This is a genomic window from Brachybacterium sp. AOP42-C2-15, assembly GCF_052377065.1.
Lineage (GTDB): Bacteria > Actinomycetota > Actinomycetes > Actinomycetales > Dermabacteraceae > Brachybacterium.
Window position 1 is genome coordinate 150,240 of sequence record NZ_JBQSWK010000003.1, and the last position, 15,811, is coordinate 166,050.

The following is a 15,811-nucleotide window of genomic DNA, read 5'->3' on the forward strand; positions in this document are numbered from 1 at the left end:
GAGCCCGATGACCATCCCGATCCCTGCCGAGGACCCTCGGCACGTGCCCAACCGGGCCGTGATCGACCCCTCGGCGATCACGCAGAACACGCGTGCCCTGGGCACCCTGCTCGAGGAGCAGACGGCGCTGATGGCGGTGGTCAAGGCCGACGGCTATGGGCACGGCATGCTCACCGCGGCCCGCGCCGCGATCGAGGGTGGTGCGACCTGGCTGGGCGTCGCCCACCCCGCGAGCGCGCTCGCACTCGCCCGGGCCGGACTCGATGCGCAGATCCTCACCTGGCTCTACGAGCCGCACACCGCGCGCACTGTGCTGCCCGAGGTGCTCAGCTCCGGCGTGGACGTCTCCGTCGGCTCCCCGGAGATGCTGGCGCTGGTCGCCGAGGCGGCCCGGCAGGCCGACCGCCGCGCCCGCGTGCACCTGAAGATCGACACCGGGATGGGACGCAACGGCGTGCTGCCCTGGCAGATCCGGGAGATCGGCGCCGCCATGCGGGAGGACGATTTCATCCAGGTCGCCGGCGCCTGGACCCACCTCACCACGGCGGATGACCCCTCCGATCCGTCGACCGATCAGCAGGTGGAGCTGTACGACTCCGCCTGCGCGGCGCTCGCCGAGGAGGTCGGTCCGATCCCGCTGCAGCACATCGCGAACTCTGCAGCCACCCTCACACGCCCGGATCTGCACCGCGACATCGTGCGGCCCGGCATCGCGCTGTACGGCTACCCGCCGGTGCCCACAGATGTGCCGCTGCGCCCGGCGATGACCCTGACCAGCCGCCTCGCGCTGGTCAAAGAGGTGCCGGAGGGGCAGAGCATCGGCTACGGCCGTCTCCGTGCCACCGACCGCCCCACCTGCCTGGGGCTGGTGCCGATCGGCTATGCCGACGGACTCCACCGCGCCGCCAGCGACCGCTGCGACGTGATCGTGCGCACCGAGTCCGGGGACCGTCGGGCCCCGCAGGTGGGCCGCATCAGCATGGACCAGATCGTCATCGACCTGGGCCCGGGGACGGACGCGCGTGCGGGCGACGAGGTGTTCCTCTTCGGCGACGCGGGCGGCGCCCCGAACGATCCCGCCGCCTCGACCGCTGACGACTGGGCGCGTGCCGCCGGCACGATCCCCTACGAGGTCCTCACCTCCGTCTCCGGACGCGTCACCCGCGAGGTGCGCTCATGAGCGATGCGCGCAGGGGAGCACTGCCCGTGCGCACCCGCGACGCCGACGGGACCCGCACGGTCGCCCGGGCGCTGGCCGCGGTGCTGCAGCCCGGAGACCTGCTGGTGCTCGACGGCCCTCTCGGCGCCGGCAAGACCACCTTCACCCAGGGCCTGGGTGCCGGACTGGGCGTGCGCGGGCCCGTCGCCTCCCCGACCTTCGTCATCGAACGGGTCCACCCGAGCCTCGGCGCGGGCCCCGACCTCGTCCATGTGGACGCCTATCGCCTCGGCGGGGGCGGAGAGATCGACGACCTCGACCTCGAAGCAGATCTCGACCGCGCCGTCACGGTCGTGGAGTGGGGCCGGGACCGGGTCGAGCACCTCGTGGACTCATACCTGATGGTCGAGCTCGAACGCCCGGACCATGTCGACGATCCGCACGACCCCGACGAACCGCGCACCCTGCTGCTGACCCCGCACGGCCCTCGCTGGGACGAGCCGGCGATCACCCGCCTCGAGGCGGCGCTGGCCACCATCACCGGCCCCGACGGGATCGCCGAGGCCGCCGAATCCTTCGAGGAGAACCGCTGATGCTGCTGGGAATCGACACCTCCGGGGCGGTGAGCGTCGCCATCGCGAGCGGTGAGCTCACCGGCCCTGCACCCGAGATCCTGCAGGTCCGCGCCGACGAGCGCTCCCGCCACCACGACGAGGTGCTGCTGGCCCTGATCGACGAGGCGATGCAGGCCGCGGGAGTGGAGCGGTCCGAGCTCACCGGCGTCGTGGTGGGCCGTGGCCCCGGCCCCTTCACCGGCCTGCGGGTGGGGCTGGTCTCGGCTCGCTCGATCGCTGCAGTGCTCGGGGTACCGCTGCACGGGCTCAGCTCCCTCGACGGCCTCGCCCACCAGGCGCTCGCAGAGCTCGACCCCGCCCAGGAAGGGGCCGCGCATGACGGCACCGTCACCGTCGGGGTGGCCCTCGACGCCCGTCGCCGCGAGGTCTACCACGCCCGCTATCGCCGGGAGGCGAGCGGTGAGGTCACCCGGATCTCCGAGCCGGCGGTCGATGCCCCGGCGGCGGTCGCCGACGAGCTCACCGCCTGCGACATCCTGGTCGGCTCCGGAACCGGGATCTACCCGGACCTGCTGCCCGCCACCGCGGAGCTGGTGCATGTCGATGCAGGGCATCTGCTGCTCGCCGCCGCCGCGCTGACCGCGCGGGGCGTGGATCTCAGCAGCACCGAGCCGATGTACCTGCGCGAGCCGGATGCGGCCAAGCCCACCGCACGCAAGAGCGCACTGGGTCGCTGACGTGACCGGCCCCGCAGTCCCGCCCGCCGTGCCCTCCGGCGAGCCGGCTGTCGACCCCGCCTGGGCGCTGCGCCCGGCGAATATCGAGGACGTCGAGGAGATCGCGTTCGCCGAGCTCGAGCTGTTCCCCGACGAGGCCTGGAACGTCTTCCAGCTCGCCGCCGAGATCGAGCACCCTGACCGTCGCTACGTCATCGCCGCGGCCGGGCCGCAGGGGAACGGCGAGCTGCTCGGGTACGCCGGGATCATGCTCGCCGGAGACATCGCCGACCTGCACACCATCGGCACCCGCCGCGAGGGCGCCGGCATCGGCCGGGCGCTGCTGAACTGGTGCCAGGAGCAGGCACAGGAAGGCGGCGCCGAGCGGATGCTGCTCGAGGTGCGGGAGGACAACACTCGGGCGCGCGCGTTCTACGCGGCTGCCGGGTACCGGGAGATCGACCGTCGGCGCGGCTACTACCGGATCCGCGGCCGACGGATCGATGCGCTGGTGATGGAACGCGACCTCTCCCAGAGCCCGCGGGCCACTCGCTAGACGTGGTTGCGGACCTTCTGGAACACATCCGGGTAGCGTGCGTCCAGCCGCACCACGGCGATCCGCAGACCCACCAGGAACACGACCACACCGGCCACCAGCGCGAGCACCCCCGCGAGCAGGGTGAGGGCGAGGCTGCCTGAGACGGCACCCCAGATGCCCACGCCGATCGCCGGGATCAGCGGCACGAACACCCCCACCATCGCCACGGTCATCGCGACCATCGCGTTCGAGCTCGAGGCGGACTTGTCCTTCATCGGGTTGGTGCCGGGAGGCGAGCTCGGATAGGGGAGCAGCACGCCGGTCACCATCGAGATGCCCCAGCCGCAGGCCATCGCCCCCAGCGAGATCATCACCGTCATCGGCATCAGGTCCGCCATCCCGTACAGGAGCGGGATCGCGATCGTCGCCACCACCACGCCGGGCACCATGAGCACCGCCATCGCGGCGATGCGGCCGGTCAGGTTTGCGCGGGAGGGCAGTCCGGTGACGATGTTGACCCATCCCGAGGGACCGTCGAAACCGATCTCGTTGGCCAGGCTGATCCCGCTCATCCCGCACATGAGGATCGTCATCGCGAGCATCATCGGTCGTGATTCCGGGAGCATGAACCCCATCGCCACGAAGAACACGATGATCACCGGATAGATGCCGAGGGCCGCGAGATAGCGGGTGTCGCGGCGCCAGTAGCGCAGCGACTTGCCCATCACCGCGCCGAAGGCGCTCGGGGCGATGAAGCGCGGCACCAGCGGGGAGACCTTGGTGTTCCCCGAGGAGGCATCCCCGGTGAGCGCCGAGGTGAGGGAGAGATCGATCGAACGTCGCCACCACAGCCACACCAGCGCGATGGTGACCGCCCCGATCAGGGCCCGGACGAGCGCGGTGAGCACCCGGCCCTCGGCGAGATCCATCGGTACGGCGAAGAGCGCGCCGACGGGGGTCCATGCGAGCGCCTCGACGACCGTGGGCATCATGCGCCCCAGCAGGGTGAAGTCGAGATCGGAGACGCGCTGCATGCCCAGCGAGAAGCCGTAGATCACAATGAACATGAGCAGGAAGCCGAGGATCCCGCCCACCTCACGCCCGCTGCGCGAGGAGGCGCGGCTCGCCGAATGCGCGAACCAGGCTCGAGGCAGCAGCAGGCACAGGGCGAAGGCGGCGAGATTCGCCGGCACCAGGGCGAGCGCACCCAGGATGATCCATGCAGCGCCCTGGCCGAACACGATCAGCCACAGCAGTTCGAACCCGGTCGCGATCGCAACCGCGAGCAGCGTGAAGAGGCTGGGCAGGCTCAGCGCTGCAGCGGCGAACATGCCGGGCTGGAGCTCCTTCGCGCTGCGGGGGAAGAGCGCGAAGGCCCGCGCATCGAGGGTGTCGTCGAGGCCGAAGGCGACCACCGGGATCAGGAACCACAGCAGCACGGCCAGAGCCCCCAGGCCCCGCACGATCAGCGGGAAGGTCGAGCCCTCCCCAGCCCAAAGCGTGGTGCCCAGGAACAGGAACACCAGGCCCACCAGGGCGCCGAGGGTGTACAGCACACCGAAGATGGTGCCGACCAGCTTGCCGACGTTCTTGCGGTAGGACCGCTTCCACAGCGTCCACTTGAGCGTCAGCTGCAGGCGGATCAGGTGCTTCTGCGAGATCGCACCGTGGTGGACGTCCGTTGCTGAGGCGGTCGCTGCGTGCTCGCTGCTCAGGACTCCAACCACGACAGGCTCCCCTCCGCGACGTCGCCGCCGCCGACCAGGTCGATGAAGGTCTGGACCAGGCTGCCGCCGTGACGGACCTCGTCCAGAGTGCCGTCGGCCAGCAGTTCGCCCTGGGCGATGATGGCGACGTGGCTGCACAGACCCTCGACCAGCTCCATGACGTGGCTGGACAGCACCACGGTGCCGCCACCGTCGACATAGGCGGTGAGGATCTTGCGGATCACCTGCGCGGAGACCGGATCGACCGCCTCGAGCGGCTCGTCCAGCACCAGCATCCGGGGCGCATGCAGCAGTGCGCTGGCCAGCAGGATCTTTTTGGTCATGCCGGCGGAATAGTCCACGACGAGCTTGCCGTCCTCTCCGGCGAGGTCCAGTGCGGTCAGCAGTGACTCCATCCGCTCCTCGACCACGTCGGCCTTCATCCCGCGCACCAGGCCGACATAGGTGAGCAGCTCCCGACCGGTCAGCCGGTCGAAGGTGCGCAGCCCGTCGGCGAGCACCCCGAGCAGGGCCTTGGCCTGCTGCGGCTCGGCCCACATGTCGTGCCCGAGCACATGGGCGGTGCCTCCGTCCGGGCGCAGCAGCCCGGTGGCCATCGACAGCGTGGTCGTCTTTCCCGCCCCGTTCGGGCCCACGATCCCGTAGAAGGAGCCGCGGGGGACATCCAGGGAGATCCCATGCACGACCTCCGTCTTGTCGAAGGACTTCCGCAGGCCTCGGATCGACAGCGCGCTCCGCTCCGGGATCGCCGCGTCGGCAGCGATCGGCGCGGCGACCCCGTGGACCGGCTGCGATGCGGGGGCCGCCCCGTAGGGAGCAGGGTCCATCCCTGAAGGGCCGGCGGCCATCCCTGAAGGAGCGGGAGTCATTCCGGAAGGAGCGGGGGTCACTCCGGAAGGAGCGGGGGCCGCCTGGGAGGGCGGCGCGTGGGGGACCTCGAGATCAGGAGAGGAGGACGGGTGCTCACTGTGCATGGGATCACGGTAGTTCCCGCGAGGTCAGGCACATGCCCCCCGCTCGGTGAGTCAGGGGCCGACCTTCGTCGGTCCCGGTCCTGGTCTCGCTGTCGGTCCCGTTCCCGCGCTCGCGTGCGGATCTTCGAGCGTGCGTGATTAGGATGCCCCTGAGCCGCCGTGGCTCACGGAAGGAGTCCCATGTCGAAGCTGCGCGCCACCCCGAGGGCCTCGAGCCTCGCGCCGGAGGTCGAGGAGATCCCGCTGGGCGTTCGTCGAGCTGCGGCGTGGTCCTGGCGGCTCATCGTCGTCGTCGCTGCCGCCGCCCTGATCATCTGGGGGCTGCTGCAGATCACCACCATCGTGATCCCGGTGCTCATCGCCATCCTGCTCGCCGCGCTGCTGACGCCGATCGTCAAGGTCCTCACCCGCTACACCTTCCTCGGGCGAACTGCGGCCAGCGGCATCGCGCTGCTCGGTCTGCTGTTGGTGATCGCCGGGATGTTCACCCTCGCCGGACGGCAGCTGTTCGCACAGTTCGCGGATATCCAGGACAAGGCCGTCACGGGGTTCCAGGGCCTCGTGGAGTGGGCCACCACGACCTTCCAGATCGACCTGCCGATGATGAACGCAGCACTCGACGAGGGCCTCCAGCAGCTTGAGCAGTATTCCGGGCAGCTGGTCTCCGGAGCGCTCAGCACCGCTGCAGTGCTCGGCAACGTCGTCACCGGCATCCTGGTGGCGCTGTTCACCCTGTTCTTCCTGCTCTCGGGCGGTGCCGGGATCTGGCGCTGGGTGGTGGGCCTGCTGCCGCCCGCGGCCCGGGTCCCCACCCATGAAGCGTTCCGCCGGGGCTGGAAGGCGCTGTCGGCGTACATGCGCACCCAGATCCTGGTCGCCGCCGTGGACGCCATCGGCATCGCCATCGGCATGGTGGCGCTCGGGCTCGGCTCCTATGCGGTGCCGATCTGGCTGCTCGTGTTCCTGTTCTCCTTCATCCCACTGGTCGGCGCGATCCTCTCCGGCGTGATCGCCGTGCTGCTGGTGCTCGTGCTGAAGAGTTGGATCGGGGCGCTGATCATGCTCGCGATCGTGCTCGCAGTGCAGCAGATCGAGGGCAACGTGCTCCAGCCGTTCCTGATGGGCAAAGCTGTCGAGCTGCACCCCCTGGCGGTGTTCCTCGGAGTCGCCGGAGGCGCGATGATCGCCGGCATCCCCGGCGCGCTGTTCGCGATCCCGGTGATCGCCTTCGTCAACGCCACGCTGCTGTACGTGGTGGGCCGAGACCCGAGCCCGGATCTCGGAGAGGACAGGGCGAGCCGCGAGCATTTCGCCTCGCTCACCCGCAAACGAGCCCCCGCAGCGGGCGCGGAGAGCGGTGGCGGGATCAAGCTCGCGATCCCGAGCTTCGCCGCGCTGCGCCCCTCCACGGTGCGCCCGGCCGGCGCGGTCCGCGGAGGTGAGACCGCTCCCCGAGGCGCGGCCACCACCGGTGCTGCAGCCACCGCCGCGGCTCCTGTCACCGCCACTGCGACTCCTGCCACCACCACAGCGGGTTCCGATCCGGCTCCGGTGGATCCGGCCCCTGACGCGGACCTCCCGGCTTCCGGCACCCCCGTGGCCGACGCGGGAGGAGACGCGCCGCAGGACCCGCTACACGACCCGGCGCGCGAGGACCGCGACGGCATCTGAGCTCCACGCCCGCCCGCTCGGGCCCCGAGGCGCCCGGCCTGGGCGCCTGCCCCGGGCGGGCGCTCGTTGAATGCGTGAAAGAAGGCCCCCATCCCAGCAGCTGCCGGGACGGGGGCCTTCCTTCATGCTCTGCGCCCGCGATCTCGGGCGGCGGCTCACGCCGTGCGGGTCACGCCTTGTAGGGCGTGGCCGTCAGGATCTCGATCGAGAACGTCTTCCCGTTCGGCGCCGTGTACTCGACGGTGTCACCGACCCGGGAACCGTGGATCGCGCTGCCCAGCGGCGACTCCGAGGAGTACACCTCGAGGTCGTCGTCGCCGTCAGCGATCTCGCGGTTCCCCAGCAGGAAGGTGCGCTCCTTGCCGGCCATCGTGATGCCCACGACCATGCCGGGCTCGACCACGCCGTCGTCCTTCGGAGCCTCGCCGACCACGGCGTTCTTCAGCAGACGCTGGAGATCCGCGATCCGGGACTCCATCTTGCCCTGCTCTTCACGAGCGGCGTGATAGCCGCCGTTCTCCTTCAGGTCCCCCTCGTCACGAGCCGCAGCGATGCGCTCCGTGATCTCTGCGCGTGCCGGACCTTCGAGCTCCGCGAGCTCCTTGGTCAGGCGGTCGTACGCGTCCTGGGTGAGCCAGGCGCCATTAGGCTGGCTGCTCATGGGTTCACTCCTGTCGTCCTCGGTAGTGCGCATCGGGAAACGATCCCCATATACGCGAATCACGGGGCACATGTCCTCATGCGCCCCGTGTGCGGGTGATGATCAATCGGCGTCGAGCCGGTTTCGGAATACATTACACCGCGCGGAACGCTTTCCCGGGGATCCCCGGCACGTTTACGCGCATCGAGTAATCACCGCGGCCAGCTCACCGTGCGGAGCAGCTGACGACCTCTGCAGAGACCGCATCGCCCTGGGTCGAGATCTCGACGTGGTGCGCGGTGCGTCGATCCTCCTGGGCAGGGATCTCCGTCTCCACGAAACCGACCTGCGCACGGCCCTTGTTCAGCGCCTGGATACGGCAGCTCGCCTCCGTGCCCGGGTCCATGGTCACCATGAAGTCCACGCCGATCGAGTCATCGGCGAGATGCTCGTAGGAGAGCACCTCGGAACGGACCGGCGTGCTCGCGGCCTGGATCCCCACGTAGAGCACCACGGCCACGAACGCCGCGACAGCGAGCGCGAGGAGCACACGGGCGGTGCGTCGGCTGACGAGCGGCTTCCCATAGCGGTCGGCGTGCCGCTCCCTGACGTCGTTCATGGGGCCAGTCTCCCAGACCCTGTCCGGGTGCTCCCCGGGAGCGTCCGGACAGGTGGGGAGGTGCCTGTCACGTCGTCCGGGAATCCCCGGTTCCTCCCGGTTCCACTCAGCGGGGGTGGCGTACGATCGGACGCTGGTGCACCCCACCGGCTCCGTGCAGAGCATGCGCACCGTCGCTGGGGGTCCCGACACCGTCCAGCCGCCTCCGAGGAGTCCCGTGACCGTCCAGCTGCCCGCTTCCGATGAACCACTGCGGATGGTGGCCGTCCACGCGCATCCGGACGACGAGTCGTCCAAGGGTGCCGGTTCGACTGCTCGATATGCGCGCGAGGGTGTCCAGGTCACGGTCATCACCTGCACCGGCGGTGAGCGCGGCGATGTCCTGAACCCGCGCCTGCGTGATGACCCGACCGTGACCGTCGAGGCCCTGCCCGGTATCCGTCGCCGGGAGATGGAGCGCGCCAAAGAGATCCTCGGCGTGGACCACGAGTGGCTGGGCTTCATCGATTCAGGGCTCCCCGAAGGCGACCCGCTGCCACCGCTGCCGGCCGGGAGCTTCGCCGCCACCCCAGTCGAGGAGGCGGTGCGCCCCCTGGTCGAGTCCGTGCGTCGCCTTCGCCCCCATGTCATGACCACGTATGACGAGAACGGCGGCTACCCGCATCCCGACCACATCCAGGTCAATCGGATCAGCGTGGCCGCTTTCGACCTCGCAGCGGACCCGGATTTCGCGCCCGAGCTGGGCGATCCCTGGTCGATCGCGAAGCTCTACTACATCAACGGCTTCCACCGGCAGCGGTTCTCGGCGGTCAGCCGGCACCTGCGCACCGAAGGAACGCCGAACGAGGAGCTCGATCAGATGCTCCAGCACTACGACGAGAGCCATGATCGGCTGCTCACCACGCGCATCGACGTCCGTGACTACCTCGCGGTGAGGGACGATGCATTGCGGGCGCACGCCACCCAGGTCGATCCCGAAGGGCCGTTCTTCCGCATCTCGCACGATGCCGAGACCGCGGCCTGGGGCACCGAGGACTACGAGCTGCACATCTCTCGGATCGGGGTCAAGCTTCCTGAGACCGACCTGTTCGCAGGGCTGCGGAACGAGACCATGGAGGCGCGCGCATGAACGGGGCACAGCTTCTGCTCGACGCCGGCCTGGTGTTCGCCGCCCCGAGCCCCTCCGACGGCGGAGAGCTCAACTCCGTCACCGTCTCGCCGGGGCTGCCGGGCTTCTTCGCGGCCTTCGTGCTGGCGGTGCTGGTGGTGCTGCTCGCGATCAGCATGACCCGCCATACCCGCCGGATCCAGGCCCAGGCACGGCTCAAGGAGCGGATCGAGGCCGAAGAGCGCGCCGAGGCCGAACAGGCGGCGGCGGAAGCCGACGGCGGGCCAGTGGATGCACAGTCGGTGGACGGACAGCCGGTGGAAACACAGCCGGTGGAAACTCAGCCGACGACGGACCAGTCGGCAAGCGAGCAGCCGGCGGAGGACCCATCGACGACGGACCAGCCGACCTCTGAGGCGAATGGCCCAGCGGGCGACCGCCCCGAGGGCGGGACCCGACCCTCCACCGAGGACCGCTGAGCGGCGACCGTCAGCTGACGGCGGCCCATCCGGAATGCTGCGGCCCATCAGGGCACGGCGTCCCGTCGGATCACTGCAACCCGCCAGATCACGGCGACTCGTCAGACCACGGCAACCGTGACTGCCGCGAAGTGGCAGCCGAAGCCGATCAGGGTCCCGGCATGGAAGAGCTCATGGAACCCGAACCAGGCCGGTGAGGGATTCGGGCGCTTGAGCGCATACATGACCGCGCCCGCCGTATAGGCGAGGCCGCCGGTCGCCAGCAACCAGACCACGGCCCAGCCGCCGCTGGCCTGCAGCTGCGGCATGTAGAACACCGCCACCCAGCCCAGCGCGATGTAGGCGGGCACGTAGATCCAGCGCGGCGCACCGGTCCAGAACAGCCGGAAGCAGACGCCGACCAGCGCGCCGCCCCATGCGATCGCCAGCAGGGTGCGAGCCGAGCCAGGCTCGAGCATCGCCACCGCGATCGGGGTGTAGGTGCCGGCGATGATCAGGAAGATGTTCGCGTGGTCGAAGCGCCGCAGCATGATCGCCTTCTGTGGGGTCCAGGTGCCGCGGTGATAGACGGCGCTGATGCCGAACAGCAGGCCCGCGGTGAGCACGAAGACCGCGCAGGCCAGGCGGATCGCGAAGGTGTCGCCGACAGCGACCAGCATCAGGCCGGCCACCAAAGAGGTGGGGAACGCGATCAGGTGCAGCGTCCCGCGCAGGCGCGGCTTGGGCAGCTGGAGGCCGAGCTGGGTGGCCCGCTGCGCCATCGCCCGGGTGAGGGTGCGCGGAGCGAACGGGAACTTCTCGGCAGTGGGCAGGTCGTCGTCGGACGGCAGCTCGGTGCCCCCGCTGCCCGAGGTCGCCTCGAAGAGCTCCCGCGCGGCGGGATCCTCGAACTCGGGTGCGGTCTGTGCGTGATCAGAAGCGTCGGGGATGTGCCCGGAAGGGCGCCGGCCGTCCTCGTGTCGAAATCCGGAATTCATGAGAACACCGTAACTTACGGGGCCGTAGGTTAATGGTGTGCTCGCTGTGTCCATCCGGTGTCGATTTCCCGGGTTCGTCGAGGCCGCGCCGCAGGGTGACCGATAATGGACAGGTGCGCCCCAGCGCCCACGACCGCGCGTCGCTGAGGCGGGGTGGAGAACGGCCCGTGGCGCGGGCATCCATGAGTGCCAGCGGGCATGAGCACCACCGGGTATGAGCAACAGCGGGACGGAACGGAGGCTGGGATGGACGACGACGGTCTCCTCTACCGCGTTTACGAGCGTCGGCTCACCAAGGAGCTCGAGTCCTTCTCGCTCCCGCAGCACCTGGGCGTGATCGTCGATGGCAACCGCCGTTGGGCGAAGGAGGCGGGGGAGACCACCGAGCATGGCCACCGCGTCGGTGCCGCCAAGATCCTCGAGTTCCTCTCCTGGTGCGACGGTCTCGACATCCCACTGGTCACCGTATGGATGCTCTCCACCGACAATCTGCGCCGCCCGCCCGAGGAGCTCGTCGCCCTCTACGAGATCATCACCGGCACTATCGAGCAGATCATCCAGGCCGGTCACTGCGTGCGGCTGACCGGCAATGCCGAGGCGCTGCCTGAGGAGATGCGCGCCGGGATCGCCCGGGCTCAGGAGCAGGTCATTCGAGAATCCTCGCTGACCGTGAACGTCGCCATCGGATACGGCGGCCGCGAGGAGATCGTCGACGCGGTGCGCGAGCTCGTGCGCGACCTCTCCGGGCAGGGGCTCGACGGCGATCAGATCGCCTCGGCCATCAGCGTCGACTCGATCGCCGAGCACCTCTACACCCGCGGCCAGCCCGACCCGGACCTCATCATCCGCACCTCCGGCGAGCAGCGCCTCTCGGGCTTCCTGCTCTGGCAGTCCGTGCACTCGGAGTACTGGTTCTGCGAGACCTACTGGCCCGGCTTCCGACGGATCGACCTGCTGCGGGCGCTGCGGGACTTCTGCCGCCGGGAGCGCCGCTTCGGCGCCTGAACGGACGAGGTCCTGTCTCGGCCCGGGCGGGGTCCGGCTGTGGGCGCTGCGGGGAGAGCGGCTGAGGGTGCGGCGGGGCGTCTGGATGGGGGTCTAGCCGGGCGTCACGTGGCACGGCAGAGCGAACACTCCCGCCCGCCTCCACGCCACCTGCTGTGACCGGTGGCACACTGAAGGCCTCCGGGAGTGCTGCAGAACACCCGGTGACGATCGGGTGAACGTCGTACCCGCACCCTGCGGTACGCGCCCGATGGCGGCTGCCGGCGCGGCTATGGTCCAGGCATCCGCTCGATCTCGGGAGGCACCCATGGAAGAGACCATCACTGCTCGCGAGACGATGCCCGCCACCGACGGCACGGCATCGTTCAGCACCCGCAGCCGAGCGGCGGTGATCGACGCGGCGAACCCCGACGGTGCCCCGGTGGTCCCCTCGCTGCTCCCCGGCGCCGCTCAGCAGATGCTCGCTGAGGTCGAGACCGGGGTGATCACCTACGTGCTGGACACCTCCGTGCTGCTCTCGGACCCGCTGTCCCTGCATCGCTTCGCCGAGCACGACATCGTGCTCCCGATCGTGGTGGTCACGGAGCTCGAGGCCAAGCGCCACCACCCGGACCTCGGCTACTTCGCCCGCCAGGCCCTGCGCCTCCTGGATGATCTGCGCGAGCTGCACGGAAACCTCGCCCAGCCGCTGCCGATCGGCAAGGACGGCGGGCACGTGCACGTCGAGCTCAACCACATGAGCACCGCCTCCCTGCCGGACGGGTTCCGGCTCGGGGACAACGACACCCGCATCCTCGCCGTCGCCAAGAACCTGCAGCTCGAGGGCAAGAACGTGGTGCTTGTCTCGAAGGACCTGCCGATGCGGATCAAAGCGAGCGCGTCGGGCATCCACGCGGAGGAGTACCGCGCCGAGCTGGCGCGCGATCGCGGCTACACCGGCCTGGTCACCACCGCGGTCGATGAGCAGACGATGGCCGATCTCTATGACGGCCAGACGGTCGAGATCCCTGAAGTGGCGCATCAGCCCGTGCACACCGGGCTGACGATCAGCAGCCCCCGCGGCTCTGCCCTCGGGCGCGTCACCCGCGATCGCGAGGTCCGCCTGGTCGAGGGCGATCAGACCGTGTTCGGGGTGGCAGGCCGCTCGGCCGAGCAGCGGATCGCCATCGACCTGCTCCAGGACGAGTCCCTCGGCATCGTCTCCCTCGGCGGCCGCGCAGGCACCGGCAAGAGCGCACTGGCGCTGTGCGCAGGGCTCGAAGCCGTGCTCGAGCGTCGCACCCAGCGCAAGATCATGGTGTTCCGCCCGCTGTTCGCCGTGGGCGGTCAGGAGCTCGGCTACCTCCCGGGCGACCAGGGCGAGAAGATGGGGCCCTGGGGCCAGGCCGTGTTCGACACCCTGGGTTCGATGGTCTCCCAGAACGTGATCGACGAGGTGCTCTCGCGCGGCATGCTCGAGGTGCTGCCCCTGACCCACATCCGCGGCCGCTCCCTCCACGACGCCTTCGTGATCGTCGACGAGGCCCAGTCCCTCGAGCGGAACGTGCTGCTGACGATGCTCTCCCGCATCGGGCAGAACTCCCGGGTGGTGCTCACCCACGATGTGGCCCAGCGCGACAACCTCCGCATCGGCCGCTATGACGGGATCGCCTCCGTGGTCGAGGCGCTCAAGGAGAAGGACCTCTTCGCCCACATCACCCTGCAGCGCTCCGAGCGTTCCAAGGTCGCAGAGCTGGTGACCCACGTGCTGGACGAGCCGGTGTTCTGATCGGGGAGGTCGCGCCCCTCAGCAGTCCAGGGGCGTGTCCGGCCACGGCTCGCCGGCATCGAGCTCCTCCTGCCAGGAGGACAGCAGACTCCGGGCATCCGCGATCGCTGCGGTGCGGCTGTCCAGATCCTGTTCGAGGAGCGCGATCGCCTGCCGCATCGCCACGGTGCGCCCCCTCACCGTCCGGGTGCGGGCCTTCACCTCCAGCACGGAGGAGACCTGCGCGAGCGAGAACCCCGCCCGCCGCAGGGCATCCACGATCCGCAGCAGGTCCAGCACCGCCGCATCGTAGCGGCGCCGGCCAGTCGCATCCCGCTCCGGAGCGGGGATCATTCCCACCCGCTCGTAATAGCGCAGAGTGTCATGGCTGAGCCCGCTACGGGCGGAGACTTCACCGATGAGCAGAGACATACCAGCAGTAGAGCACGACGGCGGGCGCGACCAGCAGAGCCCGCACCAGGTGATGGGACAGGGTGAACTCACCGGCCGCATGGCCCCATAGCAGCGGCCCCAATACCACCATGGCACCGGCCCCGACTCCAAGGGTGAGGGCGAGAACCCTGCTGTGGTCGCCACCGTTCCCCCACGCCCCGAGGCCCAGGGCGAGACCGAGGGCGGTGCAGCACAGCAGCGCCGCGAGCACGTAAGCCAGCACGGACGGCCAGGCTGCCGCGAGGGATACGACGCCCTCCTGCAGGCCGCTGCGCAGAGCGACCAGGGCGAGCAGCTGCATCAGCGTGAGCAGGGTGAAGGGCACGAGAGCGAGGAGCATCATCATGGAGTGAGCACACCACCTGGAGTGCACTCCAGGTCAAGGAGCGCTCCGGAGCCGTCCCTGGTGCACACTGATGGCGCAGAACTATTGAGCAGTGCGCCATCACGGTGCCGAGAGGACCCGCGATCGTGCCCGAGGAATCCGTCCGCACCACCCGACGGGCCGCCCGTCGCCGCGCACGGGAGCAGCTGGACGATGTCGCGGAGTGGGCGCGGACGGCCGAGGGCCCGCTCACCGTGGCGGAGGCCGAGGCGCGGCTCGTACGCCGGGATCGACACCTGGCCTCGACGGTGCTCGACACCCGGCGGCATGGCGAGACGGAGACCCCATTCCTGCACCCGCGGCTCCGAGCAGGGCTGAAACCGCTGCGCTGGGCGCTCTGGGCCGCACTCATCGCGCTGCCGTCGCTGCCGCTGCTGCTGATCCCCCGGCACACCGGTTCGAGCAGCCCAGCAGTCCTGGATCATCGCACCGGTCGCTTTCTCGAAGCACTCGAGGTCACCTCGCTGCTGGTGATCGCGGTGCAGCTCGTACTCCTGCTCGCATGGGCGGTCTGGCCGGCGAGGGCCCACGTGGTGCGACTGATCAGCGCAGTCGCGGTCCTGCTCGTCTTCCCTCTGGTGCTGTTCAGCGGCCTGTTCCTCGCGATCCGCGGTGGGACGGGGGACTGGGGGAGCCCGGCATCCCTCAACATCGCCGCCGCAGCACTGGCGATCGGGAATCTCCTCGCCGTCACCTCGCTGCGGAGCCTCGAACACGCCCACGCCCGCGATCTGCAACGGATCCAGCACGCGTTGACCGAGGACACCGAATGGCGCCAGCAGCACTCGGGCCCGCGAGGACCGGTGGCAGCTCTCGGCTGGGCCGTCGCACTGCTGGAGGAGCGTGAGCAGAATGCGCTGCGACGCAACGGGGCCCGCGTGCTGCGCGCCCTCGAGGACCGCGGTGAGATCGCTCCCGAGACCGCTCGCGCAGCCGCCGAGATGCCGCTCGGACGATGGCACGAGCTCGACCGCTGACACTGTGTCGGCCGCTGACGCTGTCTCGACCGCCGACTGCGTCGCGACCTCTGACTACGCC

The 15,811-nt window shown here is 69.9% G+C and carries 17 protein-coding genes; 10 read left to right on the forward strand and 7 right to left on the reverse strand.

Annotation, left to right across the window (positions count from 1 at the left end; all coding sequences use genetic code 11):
- The first annotated feature begins 7 nt into the window (after positions 1 to 7).
- Genes alr through ACT3SQ_RS03010 form a run of 4 tightly spaced genes read left to right on the forward strand, consistent with a single transcriptional unit; the run spans position 8 to position 3,006 of the window.
- Positions 8 to 1,180, forward strand: a complete 1,173-nt coding sequence (alr, locus tag ACT3SQ_RS02995; RefSeq protein ID WP_441444945.1) for an alanine racemase — start codon at positions 8 to 10, stop codon at positions 1,178 to 1,180.
- Positions 1,177 to 1,752: a tRNA (adenosine(37)-N6)-threonylcarbamoyltransferase complex ATPase subunit type 1 TsaE gene (tsaE, locus tag ACT3SQ_RS03000; protein WP_441444946.1), complete on the forward strand. Its 576-nt coding sequence runs from the start codon at positions 1,177 to 1,179 to the stop codon at positions 1,750 to 1,752. Before alr ends, tsaE begins: the two co-directional genes overlap by 4 nt.
- Entirely contained in the window at positions 1,752 to 2,471 is a 720-nt protein-coding gene (tsaB, locus tag ACT3SQ_RS03005; protein ID WP_441444947.1) for a tRNA (adenosine(37)-N6)-threonylcarbamoyltransferase complex dimerization subunit type 1 TsaB, read from the forward strand. The genes tsaE and tsaB overlap by 1 nt, the downstream gene beginning before the upstream one ends.
- Position 2,472: 1 nt before the next feature.
- Positions 2,473 to 3,006, forward strand: a complete 534-nt coding sequence (locus ACT3SQ_RS03010) for a GNAT family N-acetyltransferase (RefSeq protein WP_441444948.1) — start codon at positions 2,473 to 2,475, stop codon at positions 3,004 to 3,006.
- On the opposite strand, the gene ACT3SQ_RS03015 is transcribed toward ACT3SQ_RS03010, so the two are convergent.
- Positions 3,003 to 4,715, reverse strand: coding sequence for a hypothetical protein (locus tag ACT3SQ_RS03015; protein WP_442332224.1), 1,713 nt, complete (start codon positions 4,713 to 4,715; stop codon positions 3,003 to 3,005). The two genes, ACT3SQ_RS03010 and ACT3SQ_RS03015, sit on opposite strands and share 4 nt — an antisense overlap.
- Positions 4,700 to 5,689, reverse strand: coding sequence for an ABC transporter ATP-binding protein (locus ACT3SQ_RS03020; protein WP_441444950.1), 990 nt, complete (start codon positions 5,687 to 5,689; stop codon positions 4,700 to 4,702). Before ACT3SQ_RS03020 ends, ACT3SQ_RS03015 begins: the two co-directional genes overlap by 16 nt.
- Positions 5,690 to 5,869: 180 nt before the next feature.
- Between ACT3SQ_RS03020 and ACT3SQ_RS03025 the strand changes: the two genes are divergently transcribed.
- The gene (locus ACT3SQ_RS03025; RefSeq protein WP_441444951.1) at positions 5,870 to 7,360 is read left to right on the forward strand and encodes an AI-2E family transporter; all 1,491 of its coding nucleotides are present in this window, start codon (positions 5,870 to 5,872) and stop codon (positions 7,358 to 7,360) included.
- A 169-nt stretch (positions 7,361 to 7,529) separates the two neighbouring features.
- On the opposite strand, the gene greA is transcribed toward ACT3SQ_RS03025, so the two are convergent.
- Together greA and ACT3SQ_RS03035 are read right to left on the reverse strand one after the other, a co-directional pair.
- A complete protein-coding gene (greA, locus tag ACT3SQ_RS03030; protein ID WP_441444952.1) occupies positions 7,530 to 8,021 on the reverse strand; it encodes a transcription elongation factor GreA in 492 nt (163 codons plus the stop codon).
- A gap of 205 nt (positions 8,022 to 8,226) precedes the next feature.
- Positions 8,227 to 8,619, reverse strand: coding sequence for a DUF4307 domain-containing protein (locus ACT3SQ_RS03035; RefSeq protein WP_441444953.1), 393 nt, complete (start codon positions 8,617 to 8,619; stop codon positions 8,227 to 8,229).
- Positions 8,620 to 8,836: 217 nt separating this feature from the next.
- Here ACT3SQ_RS03035 and mca point away from each other — a divergent pair, with 217 nt between their 5' ends.
- Positions 8,837 to 9,748: a mycothiol conjugate amidase Mca gene (gene mca, locus ACT3SQ_RS03040; protein ID WP_441444954.1), complete on the forward strand. Its 912-nt coding sequence runs from the start codon at positions 8,837 to 8,839 to the stop codon at positions 9,746 to 9,748.
- Positions 9,745 to 10,206, forward strand: a complete 462-nt coding sequence (locus tag ACT3SQ_RS03045) for a hypothetical protein (protein ID WP_444600815.1) — start codon at positions 9,745 to 9,747, stop codon at positions 10,204 to 10,206. The genes mca and ACT3SQ_RS03045 overlap by 4 nt, the downstream gene beginning before the upstream one ends.
- A gap of 101 nt (positions 10,207 to 10,307) precedes the next feature.
- On the opposite strand, the gene trhA is transcribed toward ACT3SQ_RS03045, so the two are convergent.
- Positions 10,308 to 11,183 carry a PAQR family membrane homeostasis protein TrhA gene (gene trhA / locus ACT3SQ_RS03050; RefSeq protein WP_444600816.1) on the reverse strand — a complete coding sequence of 292 codons (876 nt, stop codon included), beginning with the start codon at positions 11,181 to 11,183 and terminating at the stop codon, positions 10,308 to 10,310.
- A 246-nt stretch (positions 11,184 to 11,429) separates the two neighbouring features.
- Here trhA and ACT3SQ_RS03055 point away from each other — a divergent pair, with 246 nt between their 5' ends.
- Entirely contained in the window at positions 11,430 to 12,188 is a 759-nt protein-coding gene (locus tag ACT3SQ_RS03055; RefSeq protein WP_441444972.1) for an isoprenyl transferase, read from the forward strand.
- Between the two features lie 457 nt (positions 12,189 to 12,645).
- Positions 12,646 to 13,956, forward strand: a complete 1,311-nt coding sequence (locus ACT3SQ_RS03060) for a PhoH family protein (RefSeq protein ID WP_441444973.1) — start codon at positions 12,646 to 12,648, stop codon at positions 13,954 to 13,956.
- Between the two features lie 18 nt (positions 13,957 to 13,974).
- On the opposite strand, the gene ACT3SQ_RS03065 is transcribed toward ACT3SQ_RS03060, so the two are convergent.
- Together ACT3SQ_RS03065 and ACT3SQ_RS03070 are read right to left on the reverse strand one after the other, a co-directional pair.
- A complete protein-coding gene (locus ACT3SQ_RS03065; protein ID WP_444598985.1) occupies positions 13,975 to 14,367 on the reverse strand; it encodes a MerR family transcriptional regulator in 393 nt (130 codons plus the stop codon).
- Positions 14,348 to 14,734 carry a hypothetical protein gene (locus ACT3SQ_RS03070; RefSeq protein ID WP_444600817.1) on the reverse strand — a complete coding sequence of 129 codons (387 nt, stop codon included), beginning with the start codon at positions 14,732 to 14,734 and terminating at the stop codon, positions 14,348 to 14,350. The genes ACT3SQ_RS03065 and ACT3SQ_RS03070 overlap by 20 nt, the downstream gene beginning before the upstream one ends.
- Positions 14,735 to 14,859: 125 nt before the next feature.
- Here ACT3SQ_RS03070 and ACT3SQ_RS03075 point away from each other — a divergent pair, with 125 nt between their 5' ends.
- A complete protein-coding gene (locus ACT3SQ_RS03075; protein ID WP_444600818.1) occupies positions 14,860 to 15,750 on the forward strand; it encodes a hypothetical protein in 891 nt (296 codons plus the stop codon).
- Positions 15,751 to 15,811: the final 61 nt, after the last annotated feature.